Source organism: Enterococcus sulfureus ATCC 49903, from assembly GCF_000407605.1.
GTDB lineage: Bacteria > Bacillota > Bacilli > Lactobacillales > Enterococcaceae > Enterococcus_G > Enterococcus_G sulfureus.
In genome coordinates this window covers 238123-249887 of sequence record NZ_ASWO01000007.1, presented here as the reverse complement: position 1 = coordinate 249887, position 11765 = coordinate 238123, and the positions used below count along the sequence as shown (strand labels likewise).

Below are 11765 nucleotides of genomic sequence, written 5' to 3'. Positions count from 1 at the left end.
AAATGAAAAAACTCGACGAGTTTTGATGAAGTACTTCAATCCAGTTTTGAGTGAATAACTCACCATAGTGTGGTGGCGATAGCGAGAAGGACACACCTGTTCCCATGCCGAACACAGAAGTTAAGCTTCTTAGCGCCGATTGTAGTGAAGGGTTTCCCTTTGTGAGAGTAGGACGTCGCCATGCAAGTAAAGCAAGAGCTGAGGCTCTTGCTTTTTTTAGTTAACGAATTGTTAAATTGAATCCGTTCTAATGGACTTTCTGGTATTTCTCTGTAGAATGTTAGTATAGAGATAGAGGGGAGCGTTTTTTATGAACAAAGATGAATTGAAACATAAACTAACTGATATTCAATATGCTGTCACACAAGAAAATGCTACAGAGCGTCCGTTTACTGGAGAATACGATGACTTTTACGAAAAAGGAATATATGTAGATATCGTAGATGGTACACCTTTATTTGCTTCCACAGATAAATACGATGCAGGATGTGGATGGCCTGCATTTTCTAAACCGATTGAAAAAGAACAAATCGATGAAAAAAAAGATCGAACATTTGGAATGATCCGTACAGAAGTCAGAAGTAAAGAAGCAGATTCTCATCTGGGACATGTCTTTACTGATGGACCTCAAGAATTAGGAGGATTACGTTACTGCATCAATTCTGCAGCTTTAAAGTTTATCCCTTATGCTGAAATGGACGAAAAAGGATACGGCAAATATAAATCTTTAGTTGAATAAAAAAGAGATGACTTTGTCATTTCTTTTTTTTTAACTTTAAATATGATACAATTAAGGGAACATATGTACAGAAAGGAACGTTTATGTACGAATATATTAAAGGAAAAGTGATGGCAATCCACCCAGGTTATATTGTGTTGGAAAATGCTGGAATTGGGTATCAAATTTCGATGGGGAACCCCTATCGGTATTCTGGATCATTGGAACAAGAAATTACGGTATACATATATTTAGCTATTCGTGAGGATGCACATACATTATATGGATTTTCACGACTAGAAGAAAAATTATTATTTTTAAAATTATTAGGTGTCTCAGGTATCGGGCCTAAGAGTGCTTTAGCAATCATGGCCAATGAAGACCATGAGGGGCTTATTTTTGCTGTAGAACACGATGATGTGGGGTATTTAACTAAGTTTCCTGGAGTAGGTAAAAAAACCGCTCAACAAATGATTCTGGATTTAAAGGGAAAAGTTGGCAATCTGTCTGGCGAGTTGCAAGGAGAATTATCTATGCCCTTATTTGAAACAGATAGCTTAGCATTATCTGAAGCTTTAGCTGCCTTAAAAGCATTGGGCTATTCAGATAAAGAGATCAAACGAGTCGAAAAAGAATTGAAGCAACAAGGAATGCTCACAACGGATGAATATCTTCGTCTAGCATTGAAATTATTGATGAAAAAGTAAGAGAGGAGGGAAAATATGGAAAGAATGGTTTCTGGAGACTCACTTCCTGAAGAAAATACTATCGAAAAAACATTACGTCCTCAGTGGCTAGCACAGTATATTGGACAAGAAAAAGTAAAACACGAATTAGAAATTTATATTAAAGCAGCGAAAAATCGTGAAGAAGCATTAGATCACGTTTTATTGTATGGTCCTCCGGGATTGGGAAAAACGACAATGGCTGCTGTCATTGCAAATGAGATGGGCGTACAATTACGTACAGCAAGTGGACCAGCAATCGATAAACCTGGTGACTTAGTGGCATTGTTGAACGAGTTAGAACCTGGAGATGTCTTATTTATCGATGAGATTCACCGCTTGCCACGAGTAGCAGAAGAAATGCTTTATTCTGCTATGGAAGACTTTTTTGTTGATATTATGATTGGGCAAGGACCTACAGCGCATCCTGTCCATTTTCCACTCCCTCCTTTCACGTTGATTGGCGCGACGACTCGTGCAGGGATGTTATCGGCACCATTGAGAGATCGATTTGGAATTATTAGTCATATGCAATACTACACTGAACAAGAACTAACGGAAATCGTATTGCGATCAGCAGATATTTTTGAAACAAATATTTTAGCAGAAGGAGCAATTGAGTTAGCTAGGCGTTCTAGAGGAACCCCCAGAATCGCCAATCGCTTATTAAAACGAGTACGCGATTTTGCACAAGTCCAATCGGATGGTATGATTACAAAAGAAATAGCAGATCAAGCTTTAACGTTGCTACAAGTCGATCATGCAGGATTAGACTATATCGATCAGAAGTTGTTGCGTTCTATGATTGAGAGTTATCAAGGTGGTCCCGTTGGATTGAGTACTATCGCAGTCAATATAGGGGAAGAGACAGAAACTGTTGAAGATATGTATGAGCCTTATTTGATCCAACGTGGCTTTTTAAAACGAACGGCTAGAGGAAGAGTCGTTACAGCTTTTGCTTATGAACACTTTGGATATCCCTATCCAGAACAGTAAGGAGTACGCTTATGCGAGCGAGTGCAACAAAACAAAAAATCAAAGAAAGTTTTATTATTGCCTGTGAGCAAGTAGGCTATCGACAAGTTAGTATTCAACAAGTCGCGCAACTTGCTCAAATCAATCGTCAAACGTTTTATTATCATTTTAAAGACAAACAAAGTGTTTTACGCTATGTTTACGATCAAGATGCATTGATTTATCTTCACCAAGAAGGATTACATATCGATAATTGGGAAGAGCAAGCGCTCAAAATGTTGCAAGCTTTGAAGCGACATGCTACATTTTATACAACCATTATCGAAGAAGCTCGAGATATTTTTATCGCAGATGTATTCACATTAGTTGAACAACATTTCTCACGATTGTTTCATCAAGTCGATGTTGAAGGAGAACTATCTGAAAAAGATATCCAATTTTATAGCCGCTTTTTTTCTTATGGCTGTTGTGGTATTTTGGAAAATTGGATCCGTACAGAGTATCAAGAAACACCTTTAGAAATTGCAGGTCAGTTATTTCAGTTAGCGAAAGATGTAGAATTTTTTTGTTTCCGATTGTATCAACAAATGAAGGAGTGAGAAAATGAAACGTTGTTTAGTTGTTTGTTTAGGAAATATTTGTCGTTCGCCAATGGCAGAAGGACTGTTGAAAAAAGCGGTCTTAGAACGTGATTTACCCATTGAAATCGATTCTGCAGCTACAAGTTCATGGGAGGCAGGAAATCCACCTCATGAGGGGACACAGGCCGTTTTAAGGGCTAATGAAATCTCAAGTGAAGGGATGCAATCGAGACAAATCATGCGAGCTGATTTTGAACAGTATGATTGGATTATTGGAATGGACCATCAAAATATAGCCGATCTAAAGAAAAAAGCACCACGGTATTGCCAGCCTAAAATCCATCTATTTTTAGAAGGATTTGAAGATCAAGACGTTCCTGATCCATGGTATACGGGTGATTTTTTAGAAACAGAAACGTTGATTAAGAAAGCAATACCTTACTGGTTAGCTAAATTTGAACAATCACTCATATAAAGGAGGGAAAAACGGTGAAGAAAGAACATAGATTACCAACTAAAATGGGGCAACTCTTATCATTTTCTTCAAAAATCCTTGTAAACCGTTTTTTGACTGACGAAGAAGATGAAGTGCTTGCTAGAATTCAACAAGAAGAACTGAAACAACGTCTGCAACTTGCTGCAACACAATCGGTCTTAGTTGTTTTGCATATCGAGACGAAAAAAGCGACTCAATTTGAGACGATTTCCGGTTTTATTGCGAATAAAACGGTAGATGGTTCACATATTATCGTCAAATCGGCTACTGCAAAGAAACAATTACGGATGATTGAAGTAGCTTCAATCGTTAAAATGAGTCAATTACCGCTCACGCCACCAAATAAGCCTGCGCACGAGGCCTAAAAAAACCTGCTAGAATTCTAGCAGGCGGGAGTAAGAAATGAAAAAATGTTAGTTAGGGTTGTTTGATTGGTATGAGTACACTATAACCAGAAAATATGAATTTTTTGTGATAAATTACTTGATAAGTAATTAAAAAACTGACTTGTAGCGATGTGCTACAAGTCAGTTTTTTTAATGTTTTGTTTTTGTCGTTTGATGCCAAATCAAGCCAATGACCAGTCCAACAATTGAAGGAGCGATCCATCCCATTCCAAAAGTGAAGAATGGTAAGTAGGATTCAGCAAAACCAATCAGGCTGTGACCAAACGTACTTTTTTTAATAAAATCTGGTGTGACATTCAATCCATCAAAAAAGGCAGCAATCAAGGTAAAGTAGGTCGTCATTTGATACACCTTACTAGATAGTGGAATAAAATAATCGATGATCGTTAATAAAATCAAAATAATCGCTAAAGGATAAATAAAGAATAAGACAGGTGTCGAATACGTAATGATATTTGTTAGGCCAACGTTTGCAAATAGACAAGGTAAAAGACTAACGATCGTCGCAAAGAATAAGTACGATCGTGAAGGGAATAATTCAACGAAGGTTTCTGAGAACGCAGAGATTAGACCGACTGCTGTTTTCAAACAAGCCACGATGACGATCAATGCTAAAATAATCGCACCAAATGTTCCTAAATAATAATTCGCTAATTGTGCGAGTGCGATGCCTCCATTTTCACTAACAGCAAATTTCCCAACACTCATGGTACCTAGATAAGCTAATAAAGTATAAATGATTCCCATTAAAATAATGCTGATTGATCCTGCTTTGATGGTATCAGTAGCAATTTGTTGTGGTTTGGTGATACCACGTTGTTTGATTGTAGTCACTACGATAATTCCAAAAGCTAATGCGGCTAGTGCATCCAAAGTATTGTAACCTTGTGTGAACCCAGTTAAAAATGGAGCGCTTTGGTAAGTAGGCGCAACAGCTGCACTGGATACGTGTCCAAGTGGATGAATAAATGCCACAATTAGTAAAATCGCGAGTAAAATCAAGAAAATCGGATTTAAAAATTTTCCAATATATTCCAATAGATTCGAAGGTTTTCTTGAAAAAAACCAAGCAAGTAAAAAGAAAGCAATACTAAAAATAGCTAGAATCGGTGTTTGCATCGAATCGGATAAAAAAGGTGCGATCCCAATCTCAAATGAGGTGGTAGCTAAGCGAGGAAGGGCGAAGAATGGTCCAATGACAAGATAAAGTAAGATCGTGAATACGTACGCATACCAACGGTTCACACGCATGGCTACTTCAAATAAGCCACTTGTTTTGGATAGTCCAATCGCAATAATTCCTAAAAAAGGAAGCCCGATCCCGGTTACTAAAAATCCTAAGTTTGCTAAAAATACATTTGCTCCGGCTTCTTGTCCCATATGAACTGGAAAGATTAGATTTCCAGCACCAAAGAACATGCCGAATAAGAGTGAACCTAAAAAGAGGTACTCTTTCATAGATAGTTGTTTTTTCATGATATTCTCCTTAAAAAAGTCTAATGTAAAAATAACAAAAGAACTAATGTGATGCAAGATAAATTTCAGAAATCCATTAAAATAAACAAAAACCACTCCCCAAAATCATTAAAATTGGGAGAGTGGAAAATTTTACGACAATACTCGAGATAGAAATGCTTTTGTGCGGTCTTCTTTTGGATTGACAAACAAGTCTTCAGGTGTGCCTTCTTCAGCAATCACCCCTTTGTCCATGAAAATTACGCGATCTGACACGTCACGTGCAAATTGCATCTCATGTGTTACAATGACCATCGTTAACCCGGTTTGAGCAAGATCTTTCATCGTTTTTAACACTTCGCCAACCATTTCTGGATCAAGTGCTGAAGTGGGTTCATCAAAAAGCATCACATCAGGATTCATTGAAAGGGAACGTGCAATAGCGACCCGTTGTTTTTGTCCACCAGATAATTGTGCTGGTTTTGCTGAAACAAATCGACTCATCCCAACTTTTTCAAGATTCTCAAAGGCTATTTTTTTCGCTTCTTCACGAGAACGTTTTAAGACCGTGATCTGTCCACTCATACAGTTTTCGAGTACATCCATGTTGTTAAATAGATTAAACGATTGGAAAACCATCCCTAAATGAGTACGATATTTTGGTAAGTTATAGCCTTTTTGTAGAACATTTTCGCCTTGATAGACGATTTCACCACTCGTTGGTTTTTCTAATAGATTGATACAACGTAGTAAAGTCGATTTACCAGAACCAGAAGATCCGATAATCGTTAACACTTCGCCTTTTTCAACAGAGACGTTGATATCTTTTAAGACTTCATTCTCACCAAAATTTTTCTTTAAGTGATTGATTTCAATAATTGCTGTCATAGTAAGCTCCTTACTTTTCTTGTCCTTCTAATACATCATCCATTTTAATATAAGAATCTGGACCGTCAATGCGTTTTTCAAACAAGCGTAATAGTTTTGTCGCTGTAATCGTCATGATCAAGTAGATGATCCCGATAATCGTAAAGGTTGGGAAGAACTGTAAGTTTGTTCCAGAAGCAACGGATCCAGCAAAGAATAGATCGGTTACACTGATAACACTTAATACAGCCGTATCTTTGATGTTGATTACTGTTTCGTTTCCAATCGCAGGTAAAATGTTACGCAAAACTTGAGGCAACACGACTTTCATCATTGTTTGACGATGATTCATCCCGATTGCTTGAGCGGCTTCAAACTGTCCTTTATCCACAGCAAAAATCCCACCACGAACGATTTCAGACATATACGCTCCAGTATTCACAGATACGATTAAAAGCGCTGCGACTGTACGATTCAAATCGATTTGGAACGCAAGAGCTAATCCGTAAAAGATGACCATAGCTTGTACCATCATCGGTGTACCACGGAAAACTTCAATATAGATGGACAAGAACCAATTGAATACTTTTTGGAAGAAACGTGCAACTGGATTTTCAGAATCAGGTAAGGTACGGAATACTCCAACGAGTAATCCAATAATCGTACCTGCAATGGTTGAAAAGATGGCGATGAATAAAGTTAACGCGGCACCACTTAAGAATAATTTCCAATACTGTTGGATAATTTGTTTAAAGGTCCCAATTAATCCAGTTTGCTCATCTTCAGTAGCAGTAGGTTGTTCTTTTACCGCTTGATCCATTAATTTCGTACGTTCTTCACTAGAAATCGTACTTAAGATCTCGTTGATTTTCGCAGCATCTGGATCGCCTTTACGTAGTCCGATTGCAGTTTGAACATCTTCAGCTGCGGCTTTAAATCCTTGGCCTTCTGGAAACTCTAACATGGTCAATTTTTTATTGACATTCGTAGCAGTAATACCTTCAGGACGTTCACTCACATAGCCATCGATAACACCTGAGGCTAGCGCCACACGCATAGCTGAAAAGTCTTTTTGTGCTTGCTGTTTTTTAACACCTGGAATTTGATCGATCAAATCGTAGTGTAATGTATTTAATTGTGCCGTAATTTTTGCACCTTCTAAATCAGATAAACTTTTTGCTTTACCATATTTTCCATCTTTTTGCACGATCACAACAAATTGTGATTCGTAGTAAGGATCGGTAAAGTCGATTTGTTTACGACGTTCTTCAGTAGGAGACATACCGGCGATGATCGCATCGATTTTACCCGATTGTAAAGCAGGGACTAAACCATCCCATTGTGTTGGGACAACGACCAATTTTTTACCTAATTTATCCGCGATGATTTGGGCGATCGAAACATCATACCCTCCGACATATTTTTGTTTGGATAATTCCACAGTATGTGGTCCAGGCGATGTTTGCGTCCAGTTGAATGGAGCATAGGCAGCTTCCATTCCAACGCGAAACTCATCAGATGACGTTTGATCATCTGCATGTGCTTGCGGCATAAAACCAATTATGGCAAACAAGGCAAGAATTAATGGGAGAAACACTTTCTTTTTCATAGGTTGTAACGCATCCTTTCTTTTAGTAAACAACCAAATGAACTACCGACAACAAAAAAACAGCCGCATTCCCATGATTGGAAAGCGGCTGTATTGGATACAAACCTCTCACAAAACATAGCGCAACTTAGCAAATGCTAAGACAGTTCGCAAATTATTGATTTGCGCCCCAATCAAAAAAAAGAAGCAACTCTCTTTTGATTTCGGCGTGACTCCCTAGGCCTGCTTCTTTGTGTTGCTCCACTCGACAGGATTAATGACTCACGCGACCTCTACCTCAATGTTGAAGGTAATTCTTATTTAGTTCTTCATCATTAGGTATGATAGTCAATTTTTGCTGAAAAGTCAATGAAAAAAAAGGAATTTCTTTAAGAAATTCCTTGTGAAGAGCATCTTTATCTTTACTTTGTAGCCGGTGTCAATTTTGGTTCACGACCTAAGATCGCTTGTAAAATGGTTACGACACCTAACACGATCATGATCGTGTAAACTAAATTTGAGTATTGGGTAATTCCCCAACCCCACGTATGGTAAACCAATAACATAATTTCTAAAACGATGATTGAAAGGACATTTAAAGCTGCAAAAACCCATAAATTCCCATTTTCTTTACGAACTAAATAGAATAATCCAAAATAGATACTTAGGACTAACCATGCAATGTTTACTAGGATTAATCCCCAATAAATGATAGGAGCTAACATCAAATTTCACCTCACTTTGTTTGTCGCACTTATTGTACCATTAATTGTGAAAAATGTCATGAACTCTTCGATGAGAAAAAGAAGAGAAAAATTTCCCATATCCTTTTTACTAAATGTATGGGTATAGTATACTTAAAATAGTAGAAAAGAGCAGTAGGAGGAGATTTTATGAAATCCGAAAAAGAAAAAATGATTGCCGGAGAATTATATTTTTCAGCAGACCCAGAACTAGTCGCAGATCGCACGTTTGCGAGAGAACAGATGCGCTTGATCAATTATGAGACAGACAGTGCGATTCGTGAACAACTACTAAAAGAAACGTTTGGCCAAGTAGCCAACCGTATTTATATGGAACCTAACGTACGCTTTGATTACGGCTATAATATTTTTGTTGGGAAAAACTTTTATGCAAATTTCGATACCGTATTTTTAGATGTTTGTCCGATTACGTTTGGTGATAATTGTATGCTTGGTCCAAATGTTAAACTTTACACGGCAACTCATCCTTTAAATCCAGTAAAACGAAATAGCGGTTTAGAAGATGGTTCACCAATCACTGTTGGCGACAATGCTTGGATCGGGGGAGGCGCAACATTATTAGCTGGTGTGACATTAGGCGATAATGTCGTCGTCGGTGCTGGAAGCGTCGTGACAAAATCATTTCCTGATAATGTCGTGATTGCTGGAAATCCCGCCCAAATTATCCGTGAACTAGGGGAAGAAGAACCAACAGATTCACTGCCATTCTATCGTGCCAAAATTGATGAAATCGATCAAAAAATCGCGCGTTTATTGGAAGAACGTATGGACGCTGTAAAGCAAATCGTAACGATCAAAAAAACACAAAAAACCGCTGTATTTGATGAATCACGTGAAGAAAAAGTACTAGAAAATGTTCGTAAAGCATTATCCAATCTTGATTATCAAGCAACGATTGAGCAAACTTTTGAAGATATCATGAAACGGTCACGTGAGTATCAACAACAACATATGGAGCGTGAAGAAAAATGAAGGGTGAAGAAAGACGTGCTTTGATCTTGGAAAGTTTAGGTCAGGCACAACAGCCTATCAGTGCCAGTCGTTTTGCTAAACGTTTTGTTGTGAGTCGTCAGATTATTGTGGGAGATATTGCCTTACTTCGAGCGAGCGGTCATGAGATTATTGCGACAGCGCGTGGATATTTATTAGAGCATGCCACTACAGGTAAAGAAGTAACGATTGCTGTATGCCATACGCCAGAAGAAGTCCTAGACGAATTGACGATTTTTGTGACACATCATATTGATGTGATCAATGTCATGGTAGATCATGCGATTTATGGGGAGATTCAAAGTCCGCTCGAAATCACTTCAATGGAAGATGCACACGATTTTGTTGAGAAATACCATCAATCAAAAGAGAAATTATTATCCAATCTAACAAATGGCGTACATTTACATACGATTCGCTATCAAGATGAAGCAGATTTAAGAGCAGCTAAACAAGCATTGGCAACACGAGGCTTTTTATTTAGTGAAAATGAAGTAGAATAACAAAAAAAAGTTGTCCTTTTAGAAGGGCAACTGTTTTTTTGTTACAAAATCTCACGATAGAGCCGAGTTACATTTTTTTCTCCAAGATAATCTAATTCGCGCGCTGTAAATCCAAAGTGTGTTAAGCGATCGATAAATTGCTCCACAATAGTAACATCTTTTAATTCAGGATGTGTTGGAATACCATCAAAATCAGATCCCAAGGCTAGACATTCAAGACCACCAACGGTTTTTAAATGAAGTGCGTGGCGGCATAATTGATCGAGGAGTGTTTCATCGTTAAATCGAATGAAGGTTTCAAAGTAATTCAATCCAATCAGTCCACCTTGATTGGCAATTTTTTTGATGAGATCATCAGGCAAATTACGATAATGTGGACAAAGTGCTCGACAATTGGAGTGGCTCGCTACGATAGGTTGTTTAGAAATCGCTAAAACGTCTCGCGTTAATTGGTCTGAGCCATGTGATACGTCAATAATCATCCCAAGCTCATTCATTTTTTCCACAACTTGATAGCCAAAGGGTTTTAGTCCTTGTTGGCTAGTGTGACTCAATTGTCCATCATGTGATTCGTACAAGGCGCTTGGATAGCCGATCTCATTTTCAAAATTCCACATCAAAGTTAATAAGCGTACTCCATCTTCGTACATTTGAGTTAAATGTTCTAACTTTCCTTCTAGTGTTGCGCCTTCTTCTACCGTTAATAAAGCAGCAAGTTGATTGTTTTCTTTCAATTTAAGGTATTGATCATACGTCGTAAAGGGCGTGATCCACTCATTAAATTGCGCCATTTGTTGGTTAAAACAAGCAAGTAACTTTTGATAATAGGCATAGGGCGCAGTTGTTTGGGATAGTTCTACAAATAAAGCAAACTGCTGCACATCGATAATACTTTTTTTCAAACGGATCAAATCAAGTTGAAAAGGATTTTCGTAAAGCGATGTTTCAGGGTGTTCATAGATTTTTAAAATCGTATCGCAATGTAAGTCGATCATGGATAATTCTCCTTTATAAAAAAATGCTCCTTTTATATAAGGAGCATTTGGATAGATTTAGTCTAAAATAAGTACACCATCTTTTAATTCAAATGGATTTTTACTATTGATATGGTCATAAAACATCACGCCATTTAGATGGTCGATTTCGTGTTGAACGACAATTGCCGGATAGTTTTTTAAACGTACTTTATGGGTTTCACCTGTTTCATCTTGATAGCTTAATGTGATACGTGCATGGCGCACGACATAACCAGGTACATCACGATCGACCGATAAACATCCTTCACCATCACCTAAACAAGCATCTTGTACGGAATGACTGACGATTTTAGGATTATAGAGTACTCCGCTAAATTCAGGTACATCCGGATTTTCAGGATCCATAGAGGGAACCAAAACGGCGATCATACGTTTTTTGACATCGATCTGTGGGGCAGCTAGTCCAACACCACCGCGTAATTCTAATTCTTCTGCTTTTTCTGGGTCTTGGCTGTTGGCTAAAAATTCCAACATATCATTTCCGATTTTTTTTTCTGCATCACTTAAAGGAAATTCAACTTCGGCTGCGACTTCACGCAATGTTGGATTGCCTTCGCGGATAATATCTTTCATTGTTAACATTAAGAATGTCAGCTCCTTTTGCTCATTTCTCGTTTAGTGTACCATAATTTGGGATTTCTGTGAAAAAAGGACGGTTG

14 protein-coding genes, 1 rRNA gene and 1 riboswitch are annotated in these 11765 nt (G+C 37.9%); of the genes, 9 read left to right on the top strand and 6 right to left on the bottom strand.

Translation table 11 applies throughout. The features are described from left to right. Window positions 1-68 precede the first annotated feature (68 nt). The 7 genes from rrf (at window position 69) to I573_RS11165 (ending at window position 3860) form a co-directional block, all read left to right on the top strand. A 5S ribosomal RNA gene (gene rrf / locus I573_RS11195) occupies window positions 69-184 on the top strand. Between the two features lie 126 nt (window positions 185-310). Beyond that, on the top strand, window positions 311-739 hold the full coding sequence (gene msrB, locus I573_RS11190; RefSeq protein ID WP_016186267.1) for a peptide-methionine (R)-S-oxide reductase MsrB: 429 nt from the start codon (window positions 311-313) through the stop codon (window positions 737-739). Between the two features lie 83 nt (window positions 740-822). Next, the gene (gene ruvA, locus I573_RS11185) at window positions 823-1425 is read left to right on the top strand and encodes a Holliday junction branch migration protein RuvA (protein WP_016186268.1); all 603 of its coding nucleotides are present in this window, start codon (window positions 823-825) and stop codon (window positions 1423-1425) included. Between the two features lie 15 nt (window positions 1426-1440). Continuing rightward, window positions 1441-2439, top strand: coding sequence for a Holliday junction branch migration DNA helicase RuvB (gene ruvB, locus I573_RS11180; RefSeq protein ID WP_016186269.1), 999 nt, complete (start codon window positions 1441-1443; stop codon window positions 2437-2439). 11 nt (window positions 2440-2450) lie between these two features. After that, window positions 2451-3017: a TetR/AcrR family transcriptional regulator gene (locus I573_RS11175; protein WP_016186270.1), complete on the top strand. Its 567-nt coding sequence runs from the start codon at window positions 2451-2453 to the stop codon at window positions 3015-3017. A 4-nt stretch (window positions 3018-3021) separates the two neighbouring features. Further along, window positions 3022-3474 (top strand): low molecular weight protein-tyrosine-phosphatase, encoded by a 453-nt coding sequence (locus tag I573_RS11170; RefSeq protein WP_016186271.1) that lies wholly within the window; start codon window positions 3022-3024, stop codon window positions 3472-3474. A gap of 14 nt (window positions 3475-3488) precedes the next feature. After that, the gene (locus I573_RS11165) at window positions 3489-3860 is read left to right on the top strand and encodes a hypothetical protein (protein WP_016186272.1); all 372 of its coding nucleotides are present in this window, start codon (window positions 3489-3491) and stop codon (window positions 3858-3860) included. Between the two features lie 171 nt (window positions 3861-4031). Here I573_RS11165 and brnQ read toward each other — a convergent pair whose 3' ends face one another. From brnQ to I573_RS11145, 4 genes are all read right to left on the bottom strand, one after another. Beyond that, window positions 4032-5378, bottom strand: a complete 1347-nt coding sequence (gene brnQ, locus I573_RS11160; protein ID WP_016186273.1) for a branched-chain amino acid transport system II carrier protein — start codon at window positions 5376-5378, stop codon at window positions 4032-4034. A gap of 132 nt (window positions 5379-5510) precedes the next feature. Next, the gene (locus tag I573_RS11155; protein WP_016186274.1) at window positions 5511-6245 is read right to left on the bottom strand and encodes an amino acid ABC transporter ATP-binding protein; all 735 of its coding nucleotides are present in this window, start codon (window positions 6243-6245) and stop codon (window positions 5511-5513) included. A 10-nt stretch (window positions 6246-6255) separates the two neighbouring features. Then, on the bottom strand, window positions 6256-7833 hold the full coding sequence (locus tag I573_RS11150; RefSeq protein WP_016186275.1) for an ABC transporter permease subunit: 1578 nt from the start codon (window positions 7831-7833) through the stop codon (window positions 6256-6258). Window positions 7834-7943: 110 nt separating this feature from the next. Then, window positions 7944-8116: riboswitch (Lysine riboswitch) on the bottom strand. A 118-nt stretch (window positions 8117-8234) separates the two neighbouring features. Beyond that, on the bottom strand, window positions 8235-8537 hold the full coding sequence (locus I573_RS11145; protein ID WP_016186276.1) for a hypothetical protein: 303 nt from the start codon (window positions 8535-8537) through the stop codon (window positions 8235-8237). A 168-nt stretch (window positions 8538-8705) separates the two neighbouring features. On the opposite strand from I573_RS11145, the gene I573_RS11140 reads away from it, so the two are divergent. Next, window positions 8706-9548 (top strand): chorismate mutase, encoded by an 843-nt coding sequence (locus tag I573_RS11140; RefSeq protein WP_016186277.1) that lies wholly within the window; start codon window positions 8706-8708, stop codon window positions 9546-9548. Next, window positions 9545-10069 (top strand): transcription repressor NadR, encoded by a 525-nt coding sequence (locus I573_RS11135; RefSeq protein WP_016186278.1) that lies wholly within the window; start codon window positions 9545-9547, stop codon window positions 10067-10069. The genes I573_RS11140 and I573_RS11135 overlap by 4 nt, the downstream gene beginning before the upstream one ends. A 41-nt stretch (window positions 10070-10110) precedes the next feature. On the opposite strand, the gene I573_RS11130 is transcribed toward I573_RS11135, so the two are convergent. Together I573_RS11130 and def are read right to left on the bottom strand one after the other, a co-directional pair. Further along, on the bottom strand, window positions 10111-11064 hold the full coding sequence (locus tag I573_RS11130) for a dipeptidase (RefSeq protein WP_016186279.1): 954 nt from the start codon (window positions 11062-11064) through the stop codon (window positions 10111-10113). Between the two features lie 57 nt (window positions 11065-11121). Next, the gene (def, locus tag I573_RS11125; protein ID WP_016186280.1) at window positions 11122-11688 is read right to left on the bottom strand and encodes a peptide deformylase; all 567 of its coding nucleotides are present in this window, start codon (window positions 11686-11688) and stop codon (window positions 11122-11124) included. Between the last annotated feature and the right edge of the window lie 77 nt (window positions 11689-11765).